The following is a 22,194-nucleotide window of genomic DNA, read 5'->3' as shown; positions in this document are numbered from 1 at the left end:
TAAAAGGAAAAATATGGTCACTCAACAAGTTACAGCTATAGCATTAAGAGTCCTGTCAATTTGGTTGCTGATTCATCTTCTGTTGAGTTTGCCAAGCTTCGCTTTAATGATTCCAACTTTTGAGACGTTCCATGGGAAAGAGGCTCCTAAATGGATGCTTTTCGGCATTGCCGGTGCATTTTTTGTACTTGGCTTGCTTGCTGTATTTCTTATCTTCAAGTCGGCAACGTCTGCATTGACGAGAGCAAAGAGCGACTCTGCGCTAACACTGAGTAATGACTCTCAGAAGATGCTGTTCCAGTTGGCTGGTTTGTATTTTATTGTCAATGCCTTGGCTTATTTGCCTCGTTCGTTTGTGCCGATATCCAATATACCTGATTTCTCTTTGACTCATTTTATGACGTCTGCGGGATTGATATTGCAGTTGGTAATTGGACTATGGCTTGCTAGCCGTTCTGACTTTTGGGTAAAGCTTTTTTGCAAGTTGAGAGGTCGAGGATAATGCCTTTTAACAAGTCGCATCAGTTCGCACCTTCGGTGCCGGACACTTACTTCGTTCGCGCCGCTGTGCTCGAGCGTTAGCCAGATAAGGTAAACATCCACCATATGGAAGAGCTTTTATATTCAGTAGCTGGAATCATCCTCGGTTTTTTGTCCCTTTATCTTACGGCGTATGCGAAAGCAAAGGGCAAGAACAAAGCCTTGGAAGAAGACGTGTCAAGGTTAGAAGATGAGAAGCAGCGTGTGATTGCCAAGTACCAATCCGAGCTTCAGGAGTTAAAGAGGCAGCATGCGCTTGATCTTGAGAAAAGGAAATACCTCTACGAAGAGAAACGACAACAGTTTACTAAGTTCTTCTCTATGTTGGATGAATTTCAGAGAAGAAGTTATACCCTATTCGGAGAACGTTTTTACCCAATAATGAATCAATTTGTGGCGTCATACACGGGCACCTCAGATGAAGCTGATCAAGCAGCTATCGCTGATTTCAATTCTGGTGTACAAGCCCTCTTTCATGAATTGTCAGAGGAGCAGATTCGAATAGCGAATGAGACCAACAGCATAAGGTTGATTGCCTCTGACGAGATGGACGACCTTCTGAATCGACTTGATGAAGCAGTAAGAGAATCAACGAACGATGCGAGTGAGATGCTGAAATTTATGGCTACCCCTGACTTCTGGGAGGATCAATCGCTGATCGTTCCGTACCAGAAGAAAGCGGAGGAATCTGGCATTTTGGTAAAACAGTGCAGAGACAACATCATGAGCCTAATGAAGCGTGAACTTCAGGAGATATGATGGTTAACAAGTTGCTGCACGCGGATAAATTACTCGCTGCGCTCCTAATTTACCGGTGAGCAAGGCGTTATGTGCTAATGTAGCTCTAGGGATAGATGAAATATGAGCGATTTAAGAAAGGTATGCTTCTTTTGCAATGAGGTAATTGAAGGTAAGAAAACGCTAGAGCATATTATTCCAAATAGCCTTCTTGGCAAGCTTGGAATTAAAGAGCAGACGATTACTGGCCAAAAGGAAACTCAGTATAGTAGGGTCAAGGTGCCGGCACACTCAAGCTGTAATAGTGAGTTTGGTAGCAATTATGAAAGTAGAGTTCTTAAACTCCTTGATGACCCTGATTCTCTCTATGAAGCGATAAAGTCAGAAGAGGCTGGTATTCCCATAATGTACGGGCCGGACGAGTCCAAAACGGCAATGATTACAACTTGGATGTCAAAAATTTATTATGGCCTGTTCTATTATGATTTGATTTCGACTCAAGATGAGGGCTGGCGAGAAGTTTGCTCATCCGTTGTAATGGGGAAAAACTTCGAGTACGTTCGAGCTTCATATAAACATGGTCATGGGTTTCAATTGCCATCAAGTCTTTATGTTTTTAAAACAAATAATGCTACTACAGACCTTGTGACTTTAGTTGATCCAAGCAGTATTTTGCTAAAGATAGGTTCTTTGACTCTTGTTCTATGCATTTGCGATGGTTACCTCACAAAAAACTACCTAAACGGGGAGGTGCTGGAGCGGTTACGGGATTGGGTAAGGCAAGAAGATGAAAGAGATATTGAGTTTCCATCACATAAACTTGCACTTGGTGAGATAGTGGCACTTAGAAGCTGTATACCTAAAACACCAAAGTTTATATCAAGCGATAATCAAATTATTAATATGAGCCTATCAACGATGGTGGCCAACCCAGACGAGTATTACAGAATTGATGATCAGGCCCTGTCAAACGCTAGAGTAGAGATTCTTCGTGAATTTAACATTGAGCTTGGTTAAAAAAGCACATAACAAAGCCATTAAATTCGCTCCCTGCGGTCGCCGGACACTCGTACCTCGCGCCGTTTATGGCGGACGTTATTGAATAAAGTGAAGCCAAGTGCGCTAGACGGGTCAAGATAAGCTAGGAAGATTATGGGTAAGAAAAAGGGGAAGCAGCCTTACAGAAAAGCTCCAGGTCTAGTTCCTAAAGGACTGTTAGATAAAAAGGCGGAATGTCCTGACTGCAACACGACTTTTGACATACCTTGGCTAGAGGAGCTGGATCACCCTTTACAGCCGATTGCAGTACGAAACGAAGGCCATTTTGTGCCTGTCTCCTTTCCTCTTCGGTGCCCAAATTTCGATTGTAATAATAGTTTCAACTATACTATTCCCAATCTTGAGAATTTGAGTCCGTGGGCATTGTATGGCGACGAAGCAAGTCGGGATATACAGAATCCTAAAGCGAACTACACAACAAAAAGACTACATTTCTTTTGCATTACGCTCGTCGGTCTTCACAAAGACCGAGCGGAGAAATTCCTCAGTGATTTTGAAGATTTGAAACGTGAGGCTAGGCCGGACGTTGACCCAAAGGAGTGGGCCCACCACTTTACAAAAATATGGTCGGCTGGCGCTGATGACAAAGAATACTCTTTCTCTTCAAAAGCACAAAAAATTGATTATGCAAAAAAGATCGCTTCGCTGATTCGTAAAAATAGATACCATATCGTAACGCTAAACTTTTCAAGCTGCATCGTGCTTCCTGAAAATGAAAAGGAGCGTAAAAAGCTTATAAGAAGGCAGAAACAAGAGATTTTCCAGCAATCTATTATCTCGTCAGTACTGCAGTTTCGGCTGAGACAGGTTAGTACATATTGGATTTTTGACAATGTGAAAGATACCTCAAGCGGCGAGAAAACCGAAGGTTGGGCGGAAGAATGCTTTCTTGGGCTCCAGTACACAAGGCTATTTGCGTGGTTGACCGCAGGAGCAACAGCCACAAAGCCTACATTTGTGAGGCCTGGATCTCATCATCTTCTTGAGGTGGCTGATTTTGTTTCCTACTGTGTTGCTAGAGACTTTGAACGTACTGCCACAGGCCACAAGCCAGAATTTCCTAGTAAGCTAATGGGAAATGGGTTCTATCAGGGGGCGTGGAACTTTGGTCATTCATGGTATGGCTGGAGCAAAGGCCTTCCAATGATGAAATACTACAACTTGTCTTAGCAATAACAAGGCAATGCACGCGACAAGCGCGTGATCGCGGCGTTAAGGGGCTGTGTGCCCAAGAGTCAAATAAGGAATCTTGATGAGACTGCATGAGCTCCAAATAAAAAATTTTAGAAAACTCAAGAATTGCCACATCAAATTTAGAGATACCACTTTTCTTATCGGTCCGAACAACGCTGGGAAATCTAGCGTATTTTCCGCGTTGGAACATTTCCACAAAAATTCGAATTTGGATAGGGAGGACTATTCAAAAGAGTATAACGAAGACGAAGAGAGTTATACCTATGAAGAAGAAGTTGAAATTATAGCGGAATATCACAACTTACCAAATGAAGCTAATAACTGGCTGGGATTTAAAGGCCGAGTGTTATCCTCTCAAGATCAACTTGAAGGCGAGACAGGCAATTCTATTGTTTATAAAAAAATTTGGTCACTTAACCAAACTAAGCCGAAGATATTCATGAAGGAATATCCGAGAACAAGAAGTGCCTTGTATGCTGACTGCAGAAAGGTATCGGACCTTGTAGGAGAGCATTACTCGGAAGTATTTCTAAAAGATCATTTTGGCGAAGCTAATTTTGAGAAAGGCCTAACTACTGCAGCAGCAAAACAAAAGCTATTAGATTTACCAGAGTGCTGGGACGTTCAAGTGGACGAAGAACCTACTTGGGTAGAGAATCCAGGCGGCATTCCCGGTAACGTGTTATCCAAGCTTCCTATTATTGTTGTAATACCAGCAGAATCGTGTATTTCAGAGCTGACAAGTTCAGGTGGAGCATTGTATAACCTGCTGGGGGACTATTTGATACGGTTAGAAGCAAGTCCGAAAATTACGCTCAAGCACAGACTTTTCTTAATGCCCTAGCTTCCGAGCTTAATCCAAACGATGAAGAAACGGATTTTGGGCAGCTAATTCGCGACCTAAATGGAATGGTAGACACCCTTTTCCCTGATTCTTCAGTACATGTTAGCGCGACGCTCGACGTACCAGATAAATCTATCAAGCCCCAGTTTAAAGTGGAAATGAAGAGTAATGTAAAAACTTCCGTTGACTATCAGGGACATGGAATGATCAGGGCAACAGCATTCCAGTTGCTAAGATTTGTGCAAGATTTTATAAATAAAAATACTGATAGCCCCCGGGCAACCATATTTTGTTTTGAGGAACCTGAAATATACTTACACCCTTCGGCTGCAAGCCAAATGAGGGATTCATTGTATGACTTGGCTGGTCCAAACTGTCAGATCATAGCGACTACTCATTCGCCTTATATGGTTGATCTTGGATCAGAAAAGAGCATGAGTCTCACGAAGTTTAGTTTTACTGAAGACGATTTTTCGACAGCAAATTCTTTCAACCTCGAAGAGGCCTTCCTTACGCTCGTCGGAGATGAAAAGCAAAACTTAAAAATGCTCTTAAAGGTTGATGATTATATATCAAGAATGTTCTTCTCGAAAAAGTGTGTGTTTGTCGAGGGTGATACAGAAGAAGTCGTCGTGCGCGAGACCATCAAAAGGCTGTCTCATGAGGATAAGGCAAGGGTTATAGGAAACTGTGAGTTTCTAAGGGCTAGAGGAAAAGCAGTACTTATATCAATCGCAAAATATTTGAATGCACTAGATGTGAACTACATTTTCATGCACGACCGCGACGCAGGAACAGCACGCGCAGAAGCGATGAATGCCCCAATATTGGCTCAAACTGGAAATGATCGAAGGGTTATGATTGAGGAGTGCATTGAAGACTTGTTGGGCTATGACGCTCCGAGTAGTGAAAAACCGTATAAGGCTCATCTACATATACAGAATAATTGGGGAGATGAATTTGTTGATTTGCCTGATGGCTGGAAATCTACGTTCATCAATTTGTGCAGCCCATATTTGGATCATCTTCGAGAAACCCCTTAACAAACCCGTCAAATGCGACGCTCGTACCTCGCGCGCTTTACGCGGGCGTTAAGTTTCTTTATCGAGATCGAACATGGATGAAAAAGTAAAAGCGTCATGGGAACGGGCACTTCACCCTGAGACGCTTAAAACAAATATTATTACCGCCTCTATATTTTCAATGGCCTTCGAAATGCTCAAGAGCAGCATTATTGAAAAGATAGAAGGTTTTTTTACAAATGGATTTGACGAAAATGGGATGATTGTTAGTCCTGAATATAAAGAAAAGGTGCTTAGCCTAAACAGAAGTCCTCTCTACGCATCATTGAAATGGTTGCAAGATATGCATGCTATTGATGATAAAGATTTAGAAAGATTCGAACATATTAAAAGGTGTCGTAACACCTTAGCCCACGAAATGCTCACGTTTGCTTCGTCAGGTGTCGACTTTGATGTCGCTGAAGCGTTTGAAGAAATGGTCGGTCTACTGAGAAAAATAGAGATTTGGTGGTTTGAAAACTTAGAAATGGCCATAGACCCAGATGCTTACCACGAAGGCCTAGACTTAGAGCAGGTGATTCCCGGCCCTGTATGGAGTCTTCAAATGCTTATTGACGTTGCGTTAGGACCAGAGGAAGAAGCGCGAAAATATTATGATCACTTTGTTGCAAATGCAGACAAAACTTTACAAGCGCATGTTGCCGGGCTGCTTTTCCGCTGCGCTTCAAATCAGCCGCAAATGCGGGCGTTAGGAGAAAAATGAATACAGTGGCCAAAGGAGATGCTCTGGAAGATAAGATCTTTGATCTCCTTAAAGAAGAACTCGAAAAAGGGCGTTTGGGAATTGATGCGTTTTCAGGAAAAATATTTAAGAAAAAGGGGTACTATTCTAAAGATCGCGAGAAAGACATCATCGTTGATATCTCAATAGAGGTATGGCCGCCAAATGCTACAAACTATTCCTTGCTTTGGGTGTGTGAATGCAAGAACTATGGGCATAAAGTTCCAGTAGATGATGTTGAAGAGTTTAAGGCGAAGTTAGATCAAATTTCAGGTAAAAATGTTAAGGGTGTCATCGCTACGAAAAACTCATTTCAGAGTGGTGCTATCTCCTATGCCAGAAATCAAGGTATAGGTCTAGTACGCATCATGCCTGATGACCAAGTTACTTGGATGATACATTTTATGACTACCGCGTCTCTGAAAGAAAATAAGTTAAATCCAAGAGAATTTAATACAGCCTTATCAAACTGTAGTCATCAAGCACAGGAAAGGACTTTTTATTCTGCTTACGATGGATACATTTTTGGTAATTGGCAAAGCTTACTTAGGCACACATTTGAAAGCAGCTCCTAACAAGGCCAAGCACATTCGCCCAATGCAAAAAGCAGCATTGGGCTGGACCTCGCTTACGCTCGGCCTGTGTTGGCGGCGTTATGCAGCTTGACTCTGTTGCGCAACGCGCTACACTATAATCCATGATTAAGACTTTCAAGCACAAAGGACTGAGGCTTTACTTCGAAACAGGAAGTACTCGCGGTATTCAGGATAAACACGCAACCAAATTGCGTATGCAGCTAACAGCACTGAATACGGCGATGGAAGTTTCAGATCTCGACATTCCTGGATACAAACTTCATCCGTTAAAAGGTGACCGAAAGGGTATTTGGTCGATAACGGTCAGTGGAAACTGGCGGTTAACTTTTGAATTTCATGATGGCCATGCGTATCTGCTTGATTATGAGGATTATCACTGATGTCTGTGATGTTTAACCCAGCCCATCCGGGCGAATTTATTTCGGCAACATATATGGAGCCCTTTGGTTTGAGTTGCCGATATTTAGCTGGAAAGTTAGATGTATCGCCCTCTACCTTAAACCGAGTTTTGAAGTGCCAAAGTGGCATCAGTCCAGAAATGGCACTTCGTTTATCGAAAGCTTTAGGCAGAAGCCCTGAAAGTTGGTTGGCGATGCAAGATGCTTATGACTTGTGGCATGCTGGAAAGAATTTGAGTTTAGATAAGGTTCAGAAGCTTGAGCTCACCGCAGCATAACAAGTCGCATCAGTGCGCGCTTGCGGCACCGGACACTCACTACGTTCGTGCCGCTTTGCTCGGGCGTTATGTTTTAAGGGAATTACATGAAAGCTTTTACTTTTCTCAGTAGCCTTTTGCTGTGCGCTCCGGTGCTAGTTATGGCATTCGAGAGTCTGGACAATCAGTCGTTGGTACGTGCGTTGGAGGCTGACCAGGCGTCACGCTCGCAAGAGAACATTGCGCAAGGTAACTTTCCTAAACTCGCTGATGAAATAAACAGAAGGTTGTTAGTTTTTGCTGCCCTATCACGAGGGGAGCTTGTAACAGCAAATGATTTTTATAATGCGGCTATTATTTTGCAGCATACAAACCTTGAATACGTCGGTGATACTTTGCGAAGTATGGGGAATGAAAACCATTTATTGGCTCACTTCCTAGCGAGACGCGCCCATGAATTAAAGCATCCTAATACCAATTGGCTCCTGGTGGCTACCTACAATCGCTATTTAGAAAACTCTGCACACGACTTCGATCGTTACGCTTTAGAATTAGACGGCGAAATAATAAAGGCACGACATGAGCGGGTGACAGACGAAGACCGAACCGCGGTCGGCTTAATTCCAGTTTCCGAAATTATCGGTGAACTATAGACATGTTGGGCGCGGAGAATCTTCGATCAAAGTCACGAATATCTTTGTCATCTCTGGGTATGATTGCTCTGTTAGTATCATGCGCATCGACTGGCAGCTCCGAAGTCGCTACCTGCTTTGAGTCGCAGGAAAGAGCTCAACTTGTAGGGCAACAAATATTTAATAATGGCTTTACGAGAAAGGTGAACTACTGGATGTCTGGTGATATCGATAACGGAGTCAGTGGACTGGGTCTTCTTTGGGGCGGTATATCGCCTGAGCAATACTGCGATGCTGGGCAGTTCCCGGTAGTCGTCACCTACGACACAGAAACATCACACAGTAACAAACAGGATGTCTTGGAATGGTCAAGATTGGTATTCGAACGTATGCTGAGAGAGCTAGACGGCGAATAACAATTTGTGACTTTAGTTAGCAGTGGGATTACAAACATAACAATACGCATCACATACTCCCTACGGTAGCAGGGACGACAAACAGCTGCGGTGTTTATCGCCCGTGTGCTTCGCGTTAACCCTTCTTCTCATTGCCTTGCATAACTCCGTCATTGACGTATAATTGTCACCATGTATACAATCATCGAAACCCCTACATTCGAAGTGGATGCCAGAAATATTTGGACCGAGGAGGAGCGCAATGCGTTCTTCGGGTGGTTGGCCGCTAATCCGGAGATTGGCGATCTTATACCTGGCGGTGGAGGATGTAGACAAGGTTCGGTGGTCGATAGCGGGTTCAGGTAAGCGTGGTGGGGTGCGAGTTATCTACTTCACAAAGTTAGCAAATGGTGAGATCTGGTTGTTGGTGATCTACAAAAAAGCTGTTAAGGAAAACATACCCGCGCATATTTTGAAGTCAATTCGTGAGTACTGGAAAATGAGTAACGAAAGTTTGAGAGCAGAGGAGCTTGGTAATAAGTTGCTTCAGTCTGTCAAAGAAATGAAAGCGGGCAAAGTGGCTCGAGTTAGTCACGTGAAGCCTAATGAGGTTGCTGAGGCGCGTAGCAAAACTGGCCTGACGCAGGTTGAGTTTGCTGAAGTTTTGCATATTTCGCCTCGCACTTTGCAGGAATGGGAGCAAGGTCGACGCAAACCTTCGGGCCCTGCAAAAGCACTTATCGAGATTGCTTTCCGTCACCCCGAGGTTATTCGGGAAGATTTAGCGCTCAGGGGTTAACAAACAACTGCAGTGGATCTGTTTTGCTGCGCAAAAAAGCCCGCTGAGTTGGGCGTTACGTGTGAGGGCTAACATGAAAAAAATCTCTGGTTCTACGTTCTACTTTAAGAAGGTGTTTCCAACCGTATGGTTTGGATTCCTAGCCATTTTCTTTGTTACCGCAGTTCTATCTGGGGCAATTTCTGAGTCCTTTATGTTCTTGGTTGTCCCGGTATTCATGGCTGTCTTCGGCTTTGTTCTGTTTAAAAAACTTATCTGGGATTTAGCAGATGAGGTGTATGACGAAGGTGAATCTTTATTATTTCGCAAGGGTGATAAGGAGCAAAGGGTGCTTCTCAAGGACATTATCAACGTCAGCTATGCGCAAATGAACTCGCCCGAAAGAGTTGTTCTTAAAGTTCGCTCTGGCGGTCAGATTGGTCAAGAGCTAATCTTTAACCCACCAATGAGTTTTAACCCCTTTTCTAAAAATCCAATAATAGTAGAACTCCTTGAGAGGATAGATCGTGCCAGGAGCACTTAACAAATCGCGCAACGTGGATGACTATTTCTCCGCGTTGCTCCAAAAAGTCCACCGGTGCGCTCAGCGCAAGATATCAGAATTCGGCCATACACGTTGTACCCACAACTCCATCAGAGTGATACTATAGTGATACTTTGAGAGAGGGCACCCCATGAAAGTTGAGCTAGTAACTAACCTGAAGCGCCAAGCGACCAAGATTTTGGCTGAACTGCACGAAAGCAAAGAGGCCGTATTGATAACCGAGCACGGCCAGCCGTCGGCCTATCTGGTTGACGTTCAGGATTACGAGTTTATGCAGCGCAGGTTAGCGTTGCTGGAAGGATTGTCCAAGGGAGAGCGGGCGATTTTGGAGGGTAAGACTACCTCCCACACCAAAGCCAGGGAGCGGATGCAGAAGTGGCTGAAATAGTATGGACAGACCCGGCGCTGGACCAGCTAGAGGAAATTGCAGAGTACATTGCTCTGGATAAGCCTGATGCAGCCTCGAACCTTGGGGGTCAGATCTTCTCTACAGTCGAGCGACTGGAGCGGTCTCCCGACTCCGGCCATGTCCCACCAGAACTGCCCAATTCAATCTACCGCGAGCTTTATGTCAGACCATGTCGCATTTTTTACCGACAGGACGATGATATCGTTTTTGTTGTTCACGTCATGAGAGAGGAAAGGCAGCTCCGAAAGCTCCTTTTGAGCACCGAGTCGGACAGCTAACGGTAAATTGCACGCAACCAGTAGTGTTGGCGCGTGAATAAGGGCGTTAAGTTCTTTTCCTAGCGAGACGCGCCCATGAGTTAAAACATCCTAATAGTAATTGGCTCCTAGTGGCTACCTACAATCGCTATTTAGAAAACTCTGCACACGACTTCGATCGTTACGCTTTAAAATTAGACGGTGAAATAATAAAAGCGCGGCAGGAGCGGGTGACAGACGAAGACCGCACCGCGGTCGGCTTAATTACAGTTTCCGAAATTATCGGTAGACTATAGACATGTTGGGTGCGAAGGATCTTCGATCAATGTAACGGCTATCTTTGTCATATGTGGGTATGATTGCTCTGCTAATATCATGCGCATCGACTGACAGTTCCCGGTTGTTATCACCTAATGTTACGGCCAAGTTATGTGGCCTAAAGCAGAACCGGAAAAAAGGAGGAATAATGTCTAACTCCATAATATGGAGAATGCTTGAGGACCAGGGCCTAGAATTCGCGAATCTTGGCGTAAGAGAAGACGGTTGGGAGCTTTCCGGAACGGCTGTTCTTATGCATGAGGGCAGCCCCTCCAAAATCGAGTATTTGGTCATATGTGATTCTTCATGGTCCACTAGGTCTGTCAGTGTTTGTGGAATGATTGGAGGTGAGAGATTCGCGATTGATCTGGAGGTGGACTCTGATCAGGAATGGAGACGAAATGGGGTTGCCCAACCAGCAGTCTCCGGGTGTCTAGATGTGGATCTTGGTTTTAGCCCTTCAACGAATATTCTTCCAATCCGGCGTCTTGCGTTAGATGTGGGTGAGGAATCGGAGGTTAGAGTGGCATGGTTGCAATTCCCCTCATTCGAATTGAAGGAGCTGACCCAGATATACCGTAGAGAGGGCGACAAGATTTACCGATATGAATCAGGCGGCGGAGCCTTTATAAGCACACTGGCCGTCAATAATGTTGGTTTTGTAATAGACTATCCTGGACTATGGCGGGCGGAATCTACCACATAACTAAATCGTCATGCAGGTTGACACTGTTGCGCAAAGCGCTAACAGATTGCGTTTGCAATTAACGGCGCTGAATACTGCGATGGAAGTTTCAGATCTCGACATTCCTGGATACAAACTCCATCCGTTAAAAGGTGACCGAAAGGGCATTTGGTCGATCACGGTCAGTGGCAACTGGCGTTTGACCTTTGAGTTTCGTGATGGCATAGCGTGAGGAAATACATATGAAAATCAAGATTGAAACGGAAGTAAATGCGCCACTCACAACAGTTTGGGACGCATGGGTAACGCCCGAAGATATCACAAACTGGAACTTTGCTGCAGATGCGTGGTGCTGCCCTAAGGCCGAGTTAGACCTGAAGGTCGGTGGTACATTCAAGTACCGCATGGAAGCAAAAGACGGTTCAATGGGCTTCGACTTCGAAGGAACTTTTACCAAGATTGATTCACACGAATCCATCCAGTATGTGCTCGAAGATAAGCGGGTAGTCACCGTTGAGTTCACTGAAACACCGAGCGGTGTTCGGGTTGTGGAAACATTTGATGCAGAAGAAGAAAATTCTGCCGAGCTTCAAGAACGAGGCTGGCAAAGTATTCTAAATAACTTCAAAAAGCACGTTGAACGCAAGGGCAGATCTGAGTAAGACCCTCCTGTACTTTGGGCGGTTTGAGGCGGGGTGTCGGCAGGCTCTTTAGTGGGCCTTGTACCTATTCGAGGCCTCCCCATGTTGCGCTCGAACACCAATAAATGCAGACTATCCCCATGAGTTAAACAAATCAGCAGAACACCAATGAAAAATGCGTTGCAAGAACAGTTATTAAAAGCGGGCTTAGCCGATGAGAAAAAGCTAAAAGCGCTGAAGAAAGAAAAGCAAAAGCAGCCCAAGGTGAGTAAAAAGAAAACCATCGTGAGTGAGGCTGCGTTATCGGTGGAGCAGCAGCGCCAGGAGAAGGTGGCGCGTGATCAGGAGTTAAACCGTCAACGCCAAGCTGAACTTAAAGAACGCGCGATTGCGGCGCAGGTACGACAGCTTATTAATGTCAATCGTGTGGCATACCAAGGCGAGGTCGCGTTTAATTTTGCCGATGGCAGCTTGGTGAAGCGTTTGTATGTGAATCAGAAAATTCATAATGAGCTGACCAAAGGCAAGCTCGCGATTGCGCGTGAGGGCGACGGTTATGCACTTATTCCTGCGCCCGTCGCGGATAAAATCCAGCAGCGTATTCCTGATGTCATTGTGCTGTTAAATACGAATGACACCACGGAATATAACCCTTCTGAAAATGACCCCTACGCCGATTACAAAATCCCCGACGATTTGATGTGGTAGTGGCGGTTACGCCACTCTCTTCTTCAGTTTTTCCCTTCTTTGGAATATACCCCCCGTGACTCAGGGGAATTTTAGTGTGTTTGCGCTATGCTTACCCTTAAATTAAAAAAGCATGGAGCCCAAAATGAAGAAACTCTACTTAGCATTACCTTTGGTATTTGCCTTCAGCGCTTGCGGCGACGATAACGATAGCGGAAATGCAAACGCCAACGATGGTAACAGCGATATCTCGAGTTATAACGATATCGACTTTGTGAAAAGTCAGAAAACCGAATTCGACGACGGCATTACCCTTGGCGATGCCCTTGAAAGTTGGGTAAGCTGCAAAGATACCTATTGGGAAGAGCAGGACACTGATATTGATGCGCGCGCTGTACGCTTTACCTGTGAGCTAAAAATATCCGATTACATGAGCGCGTTGAAACGCTTACTTCCCGAAGACCAAGCTAATGCAGAGCACTTGGATATCTCATCAAGAGCGCAAGCCTTTACGTTTTTGATCGAACCTGACGGGAACCTTCGTTTTGGTATTGCCAATGGTTATATAACATGGGCCGATGGCTTATCGTCTGAGAATTTCCGGGTGACAGAGCAATATATGGCGAAAGTTTTTGCGAACGAGCATCTGTTCGATGCGAATGAACTCACGGCGGACAGCGCCGCCGAAGCATACGAAGAGCTAGAATCAGAACGACATGTGGCCGAAATACATAACCGGCTATTTGGCGGCGATTAAGCGGCTGACTCAGTCTCAACTACTTTCTTTGCCGTCTTTTTCTTCGCGGGCTTTTTCGCACCTAGTGCGATTAGCAGCGGCTCGCGCTGTTTGGCGAGGTAGAAGGCGAGGTCTTCGCAGGCTTGCTCGTTTTCGAGCATCTCACTTTGCTCAAGTAGAGGCACTAACTCATCGACCATGTCGAGCATTTTATCGTACGCATCAGCTTCGGCTTTGGTGGTGAACTTCATTTTTTCTTCTCCGTTGCGAACAACTACGTACTGTGTGATCACAGCCATGATGTACCTCGTGGGTGGTTGTTGTGAATTACTGGTTGTTTATACAGTTGTTTGGCTCGGTTTTCAATAATTTTGTTGGCTACGATTGTGGCGCGGGATACCCAACGCGGTGCGTTGGGTACACCTATGGTTGATATTCAAATACGGCTTCGAGATTGGTGTTGAAGGTGTCGGCGATGCGAAATGCGGTTTCGAGCGACGGCGAATAACGCCGCTGCTCGATGGCTGCAATAGTTTGGCGAGTGAGGCCAACCCGTTCACCAAGTTCCGCTTGGGTCATACCCATGGCTTCCCGCAGTTCTTTCACGCAATTGGTAATGGGGAGGGGTTTAGCCACGACGATGTCTCCAAATCACGACAAGGTATTCAGTAATCTGGCTGGCAATTAAGGCCGCAAATACCGAATAAAATAGTAGCGACCCGTCGAAGTGAACGAGGTAGTGGCCAAGCGCGGTGACGCAACCCAAGCCGAGTACCAAACCACTAATATGGCTGCCGTAAACTTCAAACTGACGTTCCCGCTCATCTTTCTTTTCCAGTGCCTGTTTTGAGGTGATCGCCAGGGCAATGTGTCCGATGATACTGAGCACCACCAGAGCAATCACGTACTGGATCAATATGCCGGCGTTTGGTGGCACTAGGGTTCCGAGGGTTTCGCTGTGTTGGATGATCGTTTGCAGTAATTTCCCTGAAGCTATAAGTAATACCACCATCATGATCCACGCTGTTTTTTCATGGTTTGCCATTTGTAGTGCTCCGTTGTGTAGTGACGCGCTTTGTTTTCGTTGTGTTAAGTATTTTTAACATTGGATAGCGCTAGTATGGCGAAAAAACAGACCATGTCAAATATTTTTAACATTGATGGGTGCAAAGGGGCTAGGGATTCCCAACGCGGTGCGTTGGGTACGATTAGGAGCCCCAGATGGCGCGGCCGGCGATGGTGAAGCAGGCAACCGTTCCCACTAACCAGCTTAATGACCGCAAGGTTGATTTGTCGTACCAATAGCACAACAAATATACGACTCGCGAGCCGATAAACACCCAACCCAGAACTACTGTGAAGGTATCTACCGCATTAAAGGCCACCGCTGTGAATACGGCTAATCCATAGATTAACAAGGCCTCAAAGCTATTGTAGTGAGCGGCGGTGGCACGTTGTCCAAATCCCTCAAGTTGTTGCTGTTGCACCCTTGGGTAACGATTATCGTATCCTCCGGGCTGACGGTTCATGGCAATCACGAGCGGCGCTTTTGCCAAAAATGGCAATAACATGGCGATAAATAGCGTGGTGAATAACAGGGTAAATAGCATGCTCATTGTTCGGTGCCCCTAAGTGTGGCTGTGCGTTCGTTGTGTGTGTGAAATATTTAACTCTTCTTATATACGCTCTTTCCTTAAAAAGTTCATTGTTAGCAGCAATAAAGATTAGGCTCAAAGCCCAACAAACGTTAACCTCCGCGCTTGTTCACCTAAAGACAGTAAGACCCCGATAAAAAACGCCCCACATTGATCACTCAACATGGGGCGCTAGGGAGAAAACGCTTTCTATCCTGCGTCGGCCTTACTTAGAAGCGGTAACGGAAACCTACTTCAAACGAACGCTCAGGGCCAGCATAGATACCTTGACGCAAACCCGCGATGTAACGTTTGTCGGTAAGGTTCTTCACAGAGCCATATACACTCAAGCCTTCGTTAAATTGATATTGCGCCATCAAATCAAGCACCGTGTACGAAGGTAATAATCCACCCCAGATTCCACCGGCTGCGCCCGTAGGTAGTGCTTCTACATTGCTTGGGTCACCATACTGTTCGCCGCGATAGTGAGCCGTGAGGCTGGTAGTAAAGCGATCGTAGTTGTAGGTGAGGGCGGCGTTGGCCATCCACTCTGGAGCATAGGGCAAGCGATTACCACGGTATTCACCTGATTTAAACTCCGACGTTGGGATCCAAGTTGCGTTGGTGTCGAGTGAGAAGCCACCACCGAGCACATAACCCCACGCGAACTCCATACCATAGTGTTCCGTTTTACCTGCGTTCGACTGTGATAAATTAGGATCGCTGTTACCGGTCACGACTTGGTTGCTGAAATCCATATAGAACGCAGCCACTTCGTAGGTCATGTCGCCTGAACGACCACGCACACCGATTTCATAGTTAATCGCTCGCTCACCATCCAATTGTTGGTCGGTTAATCCATCAAGAGCTACACCGTTTGATGCAGGTGAGAATGCGCGATACACACCACCATACATCTCTGCCCCTTCGCGCAATTCATAGGTTGCACCGATACCGGGCAATACTTCGGTGTTGTTCGTTTTTGCAGAAGCACCGTTTTGGGTCAGTACCGTGCGCTCCTGCTGATACGATTCAATTCGTACGCCAGGTGTTACTGCTAAACGGTCGGTGATATACATGCGGCTTTGGACATAGGCTGCGTAGCTTTCTGCAGAATCAACGATATGACGGTCATTGGTGCCGGTGCGATCGGCATCACGAGTCGCCCGAATACGGCGATCGTCTGATTCTTCTTGCATGTAGCGTAAACCAAGCTCACTGTTGGCGTCGAAGCCCAGTAAATCATGGTGGATGTTTAAGCGTGTTTCGATACCGAAGCGCTCAAATGCACGGTTGTTTCCGGTAAGGTCATCGGTGTATACCCAGCGGCCTGCTTGATTCGAGGCAGCGGTGTCTACGTTGTAACGCCAGTAATCACGGCTGACATCGCTCCAGTACACCAACGTTTTGAGTGTGGTATTCGGGGAGACCAACCATTCGTGGTTCAGATCAAACGCCACACGATCTTGCAAGTAGTAGTCATCTGGGGCCGGGTTGTAGGTTGCACCAGCGAGGTAATCGTCGAGTAACAAGCCACGATAGGAAATATTGGCGTCGTTTTCATACCATGAGAATTTCAAACCAACTCGGTGCTCAGGGCTTAACGACATACCGGCTTTAACCATCACGTCGGTCATTTCGTAGCCTTTGTCCATAAAGCCATCGCTCTGAGCGTGACTTAAAACCACACCGGCGAAAGCGTCGGAATTTGTCCCGTGTTGGCCGGCTTCTACGTTCACTTCACGCATGTTAAATGAGCCGACGCGACCGGTGAGCAACACGCCCTGATCCGGGGTTTTCGTTTGGTAGTTTACAACACCACCAATGGTTGAAGGTCCGTAACGCAGGGAAGCAGAGCCTTTCAGAATTTCCACCCGCTCAACGCGCTGAATACGTGGGTTAAAATAACGGTCGTTACCGATAAACAATCCTGGGGCAACAGGCACGCCGTCTTCGAGAACCAGAGATTTGCTCTCGCTAGCGGATAATCCGCGGATACCGAAATTAGAGACAATCGAGGTCTCTTCTTCGCCTTTGATATTAATGCCTGGAACGCGGCGTAATACGTCTTCAGTTGAGAGTGGCTGCAGTTGTTCAATGTACTCGCGATCTAACACAACCACGGTACCGGTTTCGTCGTGACGGTGGGCATTGCGGGCACCAAATACACGAATGACTTCAATGCGTGGCATAGACGCTGAGCGTTCTGTGGCACTTGAATCTTGATCCGTTTCTTCTTGGGCAATGGTTGCGGCCGGTAACAAGGCGATGGCAATCGCGCTGGCTAAAAGAGAAGGGCGCAAAAATGGGCTAGCTGACATAAACACTCCGTAAGTTCACTTTTATTGCAGGGTGGGGGGGTGCACAGGGCCTGCTTATTTAGTTCCACAAATTTTGATTGTGTCTCTGCAATCAATTCGACGTTGTTCCAGAACGCCGTGGATCTTAAATCTAAATGAGAATCATTGTCAACAGCAAATGAGAACTTTTCTCATTTGTAGGGATCGCCTTTGTTTCTAAGGGGTAGGGCTCGGTGAAGCGATAAGCTTTTTCGCAAGATATTGTTTTCAATTTATAAAACCGTTTAACGCAACCTATTTAGTCGATTTGTGCATGCAAGGTTCGGTTGCTATACCTATGGTTGAATGAATTTTTGTTCGTGGGCTTTCCTGTGCTACATCCCACGAACTTTGTGTTCCAACGAGGAGAAAATCATGAGTGACAACAAGGCTGGAAAGTGCCCCGTGATGCATGGTGGTAACACCAGAATGGGCGGGAACGGTACCTACAATAAAGATTGGTGGCCGAATCAACTCAATTTAAGAATTCTTGCTCAAAACGACAAAAAGACCAACCCTCTCGGTGAAGACTTCAACTACCGCGAGGCGTTCAAGAAGCTTGATTTAAAGCAAGTGAAGAAAGATATCGAAGCGGTACTCACCGATTCAAAAGACTGGTGGCCAGCGGATTACGGTCATTATGGTCCCTTTATGATTCGGATGGCATGGCATGCTGCCGGTACCTATCGTACGGCAGATGGTCGCGGGGGCGGTGGTACCGGTAATCAACGTTTTGCGCCACTAAACAGTTGGCCCGATAACGGCAACCTCGACAAAGCACGGCGTTTGCTGTGGCCGGTGAAAAAGAAATACGGTAACAGCTTATCGTGGGCAGATTTGTTTATTCTTACCGGAAACGTAGCGCTTGAATCCATGGGGTTAAAAACCTTTGGTTTCGGTGGCGGTCGGGAAGATATCTGGGAACCAGAAGAAGATATTTACTGGGGTAAAGAGAACGAATGGCTTGCGAACAACCGTTATAGTGGCGATCGTGAGCTCGAGCATCCGTTAGCTGCGGTACAGATGGGCTTAATCTATGTAAACCCAGAAGGTCCAGATGCCAATCCGGATCCAAAAGCGTCAGGTCGTGATATTCGCGAAACCTTCGAGCGGATGGCCATGAACGACTACGAAACTGTGGCGTTAACTGCGGGTGGTCACACCTTCGGTAAGGCTCACGGGGCCGGATTAGAGTCGCATCTAGGTCCGGATCCTGAAGGTGCTCCAATTGAGCAGCTCGGCTTTGGTTGGAAGAGCTCGTTTAAGAGCGGGAAAGGCCGCGATACCATTACCAGTGGTATTGAAGGCGCGTGGACACCTACCCCAATTCAATGGGATATGACCTACTTTGATGTGTTGTTTGGCTACGATTGGGAACTCACAAAGAGCCCAGCAGGCAAGCATCAATGGCAGGCGAAAGGGTTGCGCACTGAGCATCATGCACCAGACGCGGAAGAAGCAGCGCAAAAAGTCGGTTTGATGATGACTACTGCTGATATGGCGATGAAAGAAGATCCAGCGTATCGCAAGATCTCTGAGCACTTCCACAAGAACCCAGAAGAGTTTGCTGACGCGTTCGCCCGTGCGTGGTTTAAGCTGACGCACCGGGATATGGGTCCAAAATCACGCTACTTAGGTCCTGAAGTGCCTGCTGAAGATCTGATCTGGCAGGATCCTGTGCCTGATGTTGATCACGACTTAATTAACGACAAAGACATTAGCGAACTAAAGAAAACGATTCTTGGTTCAGGCCTGTCAACGTCTGAACTCGTGTATACCGCGTGGTCTTCTGCCGCAACCTTCCGTGGTTCCGATAATCGCGGTGGTGCCAATGGTGCCCGTATTCGCTTAGCCCCTCAGAAAGACTGGGAAGTGAATCAACCTGCGCAATTGAAGAAAGTATTGGCGACCTATGAAGGTATCCAAAAAGACTTCAATTCTGCACAGTCGGGTAACAAAAAAGTATCGCTGGCCGATTTGATCGTGCTCGGTGGTGCTGCAGCGGTTGAGAAGGCGGCAAAAGATGCAGGCTTCAATGTGAACGTACCGTTCTCACCAGGCCGCACCGATGCCACCGATGAGCAAACTGATGTGGATTCATTTGAAGTACTCGAGCCTATTGCAGATGGTTTCCGTAACTATCTCAAGCAGAAGTACTCGGTGTCGACCGAAGAGTTGCTGTTGGATCGTGCTCAATTGCTCACCTTAACGGCGCCAGAAATGACGGTGTTAGTGGGCGGTATGCGTGCTCTCGGTGCGAACTTCGGTGGTACCAAGCACGGTGTGTTCACGGATCGGGTCGGTAAACTCACCAACGATTTCTTTGTGAATCTCACGAGCATGGACATCGCATGGCGTCCTACCTCGAAAGACGCCGAAGAGTTTGAAGGCGTTGATCGCAACTCAGGCAAAGTGAAGTGGACAGGTACCCGTGCCGACTTGGTATTTGGTGCTAATTCACAGCTTCGTGCCATTTCTGAGGTGTATGCCCAAGACGACGCACAAGAAAAGTTTGTGCGTGATTTCGTGGCGGCATGGACCAAAGTAATGAACGCGGATCGTTTCGATTTGCTGTAATTCCACGCACGTGATGATTCGAAAGAATCAGTATCAAAGGCGCTCTTCGGAGCGCCTTTTTGCTGGGCGCGCCGGTCACGGAGCTTAGGGCCTCGTTTTCGGCTCAATATCTGTTGGAATGCATTCACAAGTTCTGATATATCTTATGTACACATGACAATAATAGAGCCTTCCAGAAAGGCCGTAATGACACGATGCACCCAAACCCAACACCTCAAGTTCACCGCTATTCGGATCTGCTGAAAGCGCTTCTGCGTTTTATACCGCGGCTTCCCAGTTTCTTATTGGCAAATATTCGTTTGAAGCGCGCCCGGGGCACTGATATTGGCTCAACTGGCCTGTCGTTACAGCGGGTGGCTGCACGTTACCCTGATCGCGTGTTTCTCAAATTTGAAGATCGTGAATTCACTTATGCAGAGTTCAATCATTGGGTAAACCAACTAGCCCATGCCTTGGCGTCCCAGGGCGTGGAGCGGGGCGACTGCGTGGCCTTGATGTTTGAAAACTCACCGGAGCAGTTAGCCTGTGTGTTCGCGGTAAACAAACTTGGTGCCACCGCGGGTATGATGAATTACAAGCAGCGTGACGCCGTGTTAGCCCATAGTTTTTCGATTATTCAGCCCAAGCTCTTGGTAGTCGGCGATAACTGCGAAGAGGCATTAGCCAGCTTGCCTGCCGTTACGCTGAAGAACATTGGCTGTTTGTCGTTGGCCGCCGAGCCAAGCCCAGGCTGGTTACATTTGGCGGAGCTAGCGAAAACCATGCCGGATTCGAACCCTGCCGTTACCGAATCCATTCAGTTACAAGACACCTGCTTTTATGTATTTACCTCGGGCACTACAGGTCTGCCGAAATCGGCGGCGATGACCTATTTGCGTTGGTATAAAGCCGGAATCGGGTTTGGCCGAATGGCGCTGCGGTTGCGGGGCAACGATGTGCATTATTGTTGCTTGCCGTTGTATCACAATACGGCGCTATCAGCGTCTTTAAGCACCGTTATTGCCACTGCCAGCACGTTGGCGCTCGCCAAACGCTTTCGAGTAAGCCAGTTTTGGCAGGATATCCGCCAGCATGGGGCCACCAGTTTTGTGTATATCGGAGAGCTATGTCGCTACTTGCTCAATCAAGCCGAGGATTCGGCGGACCGAGAGCATCAGGTGCGAGCGGTGTTGGGTAACGGTCTACGCTCTGAAGTGTGGGACCGTTTCCAAGAACGCTTTGGGATTCCACAAATCTATGAGATTTATGGGGCCAGTGAAGGCAATATCGGCTTTGTGAATGTGTTTAACCTCAAACGCACGGTAGGTTTCTCGCCCATGCGTTTTGCCATCGTGCAGTTTGATCACGAAAGGGAACAGCCGATTGTGAATAGCGCTGGCTTTATGCAACGGGTAGCCAAGGGTGAAGTAGGGCTGTTGCTAGCGGAAATCAGTAAAAACACGCCTTTTGATGGCTATACGAATAACCCAGAAGCCTCTTCGGCCAAGGTACTACGTAATGTATTTGAACCCGGTGATGCTTGGTTTCATACCGGCGATTTAGTGCGAGATCAGGGCTTTCGTCATATTGCCTTTGTTGATCGCGTGGGTGATACCTTCCGCTGGAAGTCTGAAAACGTGGCGACCACCCAAGTAGAAGCGGAGATACAAGCCTTACAGGAGGTGAGGGAAGCCGTGGTATATGGTGTGCAGGTGCCTCATGCGGAAGGGAGGGCTGGCATGGTGTCGTTGTGTATTCGTCAAGGTGCGCAATTTGATCCGGTGAAGTTCTATCACACCATCAAACAAAAACTCCCAGATTACGCGATTCCGCTTTTTGTAAGATTGCGCCAAGGTTATCACGACACCACCGCCACGTTGAAAATTAAAAAAAGCGCCTTAAAACAGGAAGGTTTTCACATAAAAAGTACACAAGAATCGATTTATGTACTGGTAAATCGAGATCAAGGCTATCAACCGCTCGATGAACAGGTTCTGGAACAGATTCAACAAGGCGAACTGCGCTTTTGAATTCGTTATAGATTTTTGTATCTTCGGGATTTTTTTAATTTATTTGTAAAGAATACACAGACATTTCTTTAGTTATGGTCTACTTTTATTAGTGACAATTAAC

The 22,194-nt window shown here is 46.6% G+C and carries 27 protein-coding genes and 1 pseudogene; 23 read left to right on the top strand and 5 right to left on the bottom strand.

From position 1 onward, the window contains the following. The first annotated feature begins 13 nt into the window (after positions 1–13). From FM042_RS03445 to FM042_RS03350, 21 genes and pseudogenes are all read left to right on the top strand, one after another. Complete coding sequence (locus FM042_RS03445) at positions 14–502, top strand: hypothetical protein (RefSeq protein ID WP_143234336.1); 489 nt, start codon at positions 14–16, stop codon at positions 500–502. A gap of 104 nt (positions 503–606) precedes the next feature. Continuing rightward, positions 607–1,299: a hypothetical protein gene (locus FM042_RS03440; protein ID WP_143234335.1), complete on the top strand. Its 693-nt coding sequence runs from the start codon at positions 607–609 to the stop codon at positions 1,297–1,299. 102 nt (positions 1,300–1,401) lie between these two features. Then, positions 1,402–2,295: a hypothetical protein gene (locus FM042_RS03435; protein ID WP_143234334.1), complete on the top strand. Its 894-nt coding sequence runs from the start codon at positions 1,402–1,404 to the stop codon at positions 2,293–2,295. Positions 2,296–2,430: 135 nt separating this feature from the next. Then, entirely contained in the window at positions 2,431–3,507 is a 1,077-nt protein-coding gene (locus tag FM042_RS03430) for a hypothetical protein (protein ID WP_143234333.1), read from the top strand. A gap of 82 nt (positions 3,508–3,589) precedes the next feature. Further along, positions 3,590–4,375 carry an AAA family ATPase gene (locus FM042_RS11860; RefSeq protein WP_221931492.1) on the top strand — a complete coding sequence of 262 codons (786 nt, stop codon included), beginning with the start codon at positions 3,590–3,592 and terminating at the stop codon, positions 4,373–4,375. 35 nt (positions 4,376–4,410) lie between these two features. Then, a pseudogene (locus tag FM042_RS12005) lies at positions 4,411–4,731 on the top strand (AAA family ATPase); the annotation flags it as partial. Beyond that, entirely contained in the window at positions 4,714–5,418 is a 705-nt protein-coding gene (locus FM042_RS11855; protein ID WP_333472952.1) for an ATP-dependent nuclease, read from the top strand. The pseudogene FM042_RS12005 and the gene FM042_RS11855, both read left to right, overlap by 18 nt. Positions 5,419–5,491: 73 nt before the next feature. Continuing rightward, the gene (locus FM042_RS03420) at positions 5,492–6,160 is read left to right on the top strand and encodes a hypothetical protein (protein ID WP_143234332.1); all 669 of its coding nucleotides are present in this window, start codon (positions 5,492–5,494) and stop codon (positions 6,158–6,160) included. After that, complete coding sequence (locus FM042_RS03415) at positions 6,157–6,753, top strand: restriction endonuclease (protein ID WP_143234331.1); 597 nt, start codon at positions 6,157–6,159, stop codon at positions 6,751–6,753. The genes FM042_RS03420 and FM042_RS03415 overlap by 4 nt, the downstream gene beginning before the upstream one ends. Positions 6,754–6,875: 122 nt before the next feature. Beyond that, complete coding sequence (locus FM042_RS03410) at positions 6,876–7,154, top strand: type II toxin-antitoxin system RelE/ParE family toxin (RefSeq protein ID WP_143234330.1); 279 nt, start codon at positions 6,876–6,878, stop codon at positions 7,152–7,154. Next, positions 7,154–7,450 carry a HigA family addiction module antitoxin gene (locus FM042_RS03405; protein ID WP_143234329.1) on the top strand — a complete coding sequence of 99 codons (297 nt, stop codon included), beginning with the start codon at positions 7,154–7,156 and terminating at the stop codon, positions 7,448–7,450. The genes FM042_RS03410 and FM042_RS03405 overlap by 1 nt, the downstream gene beginning before the upstream one ends. A gap of 86 nt (positions 7,451–7,536) precedes the next feature. Beyond that, the gene (locus FM042_RS03400) at positions 7,537–8,082 is read left to right on the top strand and encodes a hypothetical protein (protein ID WP_143234328.1); all 546 of its coding nucleotides are present in this window, start codon (positions 7,537–7,539) and stop codon (positions 8,080–8,082) included. Between the two features lie 636 nt (positions 8,083–8,718). Beyond that, positions 8,719–9,255, top strand: a complete 537-nt coding sequence (locus tag FM042_RS11895; RefSeq protein ID WP_232366349.1) for a helix-turn-helix domain-containing protein — start codon at positions 8,719–8,721, stop codon at positions 9,253–9,255. A 73-nt stretch (positions 9,256–9,328) separates the two neighbouring features. Beyond that, positions 9,329–9,778 (top strand): hypothetical protein, encoded by a 450-nt coding sequence (locus FM042_RS03385; protein WP_143234327.1) that lies wholly within the window; start codon positions 9,329–9,331, stop codon positions 9,776–9,778. A 151-nt stretch (positions 9,779–9,929) separates the two neighbouring features. Continuing rightward, entirely contained in the window at positions 9,930–10,187 is a 258-nt protein-coding gene (locus tag FM042_RS03380; protein ID WP_143234326.1) for a type II toxin-antitoxin system Phd/YefM family antitoxin, read from the top strand. Continuing rightward, positions 10,175–10,486 carry a type II toxin-antitoxin system RelE/ParE family toxin gene (locus tag FM042_RS03375; protein WP_143234325.1) on the top strand — a complete coding sequence of 104 codons (312 nt, stop codon included), beginning with the start codon at positions 10,175–10,177 and terminating at the stop codon, positions 10,484–10,486. Before FM042_RS03380 ends, FM042_RS03375 begins: the two co-directional genes overlap by 13 nt. Before the next feature lie 445 nt (positions 10,487–10,931). Continuing rightward, complete coding sequence (locus tag FM042_RS03370) at positions 10,932–11,489, top strand: putative glycolipid-binding domain-containing protein (RefSeq protein ID WP_185960683.1); 558 nt, start codon at positions 10,932–10,934, stop codon at positions 11,487–11,489. A 10-nt stretch (positions 11,490–11,499) separates the two neighbouring features. Next, positions 11,500–11,700, top strand: coding sequence for a type II toxin-antitoxin system RelE/ParE family toxin (locus FM042_RS03365; RefSeq protein WP_143234323.1), 201 nt, complete (start codon positions 11,500–11,502; stop codon positions 11,698–11,700). Between the two features lie 10 nt (positions 11,701–11,710). Beyond that, complete coding sequence (locus tag FM042_RS03360) at positions 11,711–12,130, top strand: SRPBCC family protein (protein WP_143234322.1); 420 nt, start codon at positions 11,711–11,713, stop codon at positions 12,128–12,130. 147 nt (positions 12,131–12,277) lie between these two features. Next, complete coding sequence (locus FM042_RS03355) at positions 12,278–12,817, top strand: DUF2058 domain-containing protein (protein WP_143234321.1); 540 nt, start codon at positions 12,278–12,280, stop codon at positions 12,815–12,817. Positions 12,818–12,941: 124 nt separating this feature from the next. Further along, the gene (locus FM042_RS03350) at positions 12,942–13,553 is read left to right on the top strand and encodes a hypothetical protein (RefSeq protein ID WP_143234320.1); all 612 of its coding nucleotides are present in this window, start codon (positions 12,942–12,944) and stop codon (positions 13,551–13,553) included. Here FM042_RS03350 and FM042_RS03345 read toward each other — a convergent pair. From FM042_RS03345 to FM042_RS03325, 5 genes are all read right to left on the bottom strand, one after another. Continuing rightward, positions 13,550–13,831 (bottom strand): YebG family protein, encoded by a 282-nt coding sequence (locus FM042_RS03345; RefSeq protein WP_143234319.1) that lies wholly within the window; start codon positions 13,829–13,831, stop codon positions 13,550–13,552. The two genes, FM042_RS03350 and FM042_RS03345, sit on opposite strands and share 4 nt — an antisense overlap. 124 nt (positions 13,832–13,955) lie before the next feature. Further along, complete coding sequence (locus FM042_RS03340; RefSeq protein WP_143234318.1) at positions 13,956–14,168, bottom strand: helix-turn-helix transcriptional regulator; 213 nt, start codon at positions 14,166–14,168, stop codon at positions 13,956–13,958. Then, the gene (locus FM042_RS03335; RefSeq protein ID WP_143234317.1) at positions 14,161–14,577 is read right to left on the bottom strand and encodes a hypothetical protein; all 417 of its coding nucleotides are present in this window, start codon (positions 14,575–14,577) and stop codon (positions 14,161–14,163) included. Before FM042_RS03335 ends, FM042_RS03340 begins: the two co-directional genes overlap by 8 nt. A gap of 163 nt (positions 14,578–14,740) precedes the next feature. Next, the gene (locus FM042_RS03330; RefSeq protein ID WP_232366348.1) at positions 14,741–15,148 is read right to left on the bottom strand and encodes an MAPEG family protein; all 408 of its coding nucleotides are present in this window, start codon (positions 15,146–15,148) and stop codon (positions 14,741–14,743) included. A gap of 248 nt (positions 15,149–15,396) precedes the next feature. Continuing rightward, a complete protein-coding gene (locus FM042_RS03325; protein ID WP_143234316.1) occupies positions 15,397–17,487 on the bottom strand; it encodes a TonB-dependent receptor family protein in 2,091 nt (696 codons plus the stop codon). A gap of 393 nt (positions 17,488–17,880) precedes the next feature. On the opposite strand from FM042_RS03325, the gene katG reads away from it, so the two are divergent. Continuing rightward, positions 17,881–20,082 (top strand): catalase/peroxidase HPI, encoded by a 2,202-nt coding sequence (gene katG / locus FM042_RS03320; protein WP_143234315.1) that lies wholly within the window; start codon positions 17,881–17,883, stop codon positions 20,080–20,082. A gap of 194 nt (positions 20,083–20,276) precedes the next feature. Continuing rightward, entirely contained in the window at positions 20,277–22,091 is a 1,815-nt protein-coding gene (locus tag FM042_RS03315) for a long-chain-acyl-CoA synthetase (protein WP_143234314.1), read from the top strand. Positions 22,092–22,194: the final 103 nt, after the last annotated feature.

The organism is Aliidiomarina halalkaliphila, assembly GCF_007096385.1.
Lineage (GTDB): Bacteria > Pseudomonadota > Gammaproteobacteria > Enterobacterales > Alteromonadaceae > Aliidiomarina > Aliidiomarina halalkaliphila.
This window is presented reverse-complemented; position numbering and strand designations above follow the sequence as displayed.

Bases quoted from the DNA above. Each gene is read 5' to 3' on its own strand.
- FM042_RS03445 (WP_143234336.1), top strand. From the start codon at position 14: ATGGTCACTCAACAAGTTACAGCTATAGCATTAAGAGTCCTGTCAATT.
- FM042_RS03440 (WP_143234335.1), top strand. From the start codon at position 607: ATGGAAGAGCTTTTATATTCAGTAGCTGGAATCATCCTCGGTTTTTTG.
- FM042_RS03435 (WP_143234334.1), top strand. From the start codon at position 1,402: ATGAGCGATTTAAGAAAGGTATGCTTCTTTTGCAATGAGGTAATTGAA.
- FM042_RS03430 (WP_143234333.1), top strand. From the start codon at position 2,431: ATGGGTAAGAAAAAGGGGAAGCAGCCTTACAGAAAAGCTCCAGGTCTA.
- FM042_RS11860 (WP_221931492.1), top strand. From the start codon at position 3,590: ATGAGACTGCATGAGCTCCAAATAAAAAATTTTAGAAAACTCAAGAAT.
- FM042_RS11855 (WP_333472952.1), top strand. From the start codon at position 4,714: ATGAGGGATTCATTGTATGACTTGGCTGGTCCAAACTGTCAGATCATA.
- FM042_RS03420 (WP_143234332.1), top strand. From the start codon at position 5,492: ATGGATGAAAAAGTAAAAGCGTCATGGGAACGGGCACTTCACCCTGAG.
- FM042_RS03415 (WP_143234331.1), top strand. From the start codon at position 6,157: ATGAATACAGTGGCCAAAGGAGATGCTCTGGAAGATAAGATCTTTGAT.
- FM042_RS03410 (WP_143234330.1), top strand. From the start codon at position 6,876: ATGATTAAGACTTTCAAGCACAAAGGACTGAGGCTTTACTTCGAAACA.
- FM042_RS03405 (WP_143234329.1), top strand. From the start codon at position 7,154: ATGTCTGTGATGTTTAACCCAGCCCATCCGGGCGAATTTATTTCGGCA.
- FM042_RS03400 (WP_143234328.1), top strand. From the start codon at position 7,537: ATGAAAGCTTTTACTTTTCTCAGTAGCCTTTTGCTGTGCGCTCCGGTG.
- FM042_RS11895 (WP_232366349.1), top strand. From the start codon at position 8,719: ATGCGTTCTTCGGGTGGTTGGCCGCTAATCCGGAGATTGGCGATCTTA.
- FM042_RS03385 (WP_143234327.1), top strand. From the start codon at position 9,329: ATGAAAAAAATCTCTGGTTCTACGTTCTACTTTAAGAAGGTGTTTCCA.
- FM042_RS03380 (WP_143234326.1), top strand. From the start codon at position 9,930: ATGAAAGTTGAGCTAGTAACTAACCTGAAGCGCCAAGCGACCAAGATT.
- FM042_RS03370 (WP_185960683.1), top strand. From the start codon at position 10,932: ATGTCTAACTCCATAATATGGAGAATGCTTGAGGACCAGGGCCTAGAA.
- FM042_RS03365 (WP_143234323.1), top strand. From the start codon at position 11,500: ATGCAGGTTGACACTGTTGCGCAAAGCGCTAACAGATTGCGTTTGCAA.
- FM042_RS03360 (WP_143234322.1), top strand. From the start codon at position 11,711: ATGAAAATCAAGATTGAAACGGAAGTAAATGCGCCACTCACAACAGTT.
- FM042_RS03355 (WP_143234321.1), top strand. From the start codon at position 12,278: ATGAAAAATGCGTTGCAAGAACAGTTATTAAAAGCGGGCTTAGCCGAT.
- FM042_RS03350 (WP_143234320.1), top strand. From the start codon at position 12,942: ATGAAGAAACTCTACTTAGCATTACCTTTGGTATTTGCCTTCAGCGCT.
- FM042_RS03345 (WP_143234319.1), bottom strand. From the start codon at position 13,831: ATGGCTGTGATCACACAGTACGTAGTTGTTCGCAACGGAGAAGAAAAA.
- FM042_RS03335 (WP_143234317.1), bottom strand. From the start codon at position 14,577: ATGGCAAACCATGAAAAAACAGCGTGGATCATGATGGTGGTATTACTT.
- FM042_RS03330 (WP_232366348.1), bottom strand. From the start codon at position 15,148: ATGAGCATGCTATTTACCCTGTTATTCACCACGCTATTTATCGCCATG.
- FM042_RS03325 (WP_143234316.1), bottom strand. From the start codon at position 17,487: ATGTCAGCTAGCCCATTTTTGCGCCCTTCTCTTTTAGCCAGCGCGATT.
- katG (WP_143234315.1), top strand. From the start codon at position 17,881: ATGAGTGACAACAAGGCTGGAAAGTGCCCCGTGATGCATGGTGGTAAC.
- FM042_RS03315 (WP_143234314.1), top strand. From the start codon at position 20,277: ATGCACCCAAACCCAACACCTCAAGTTCACCGCTATTCGGATCTGCTG.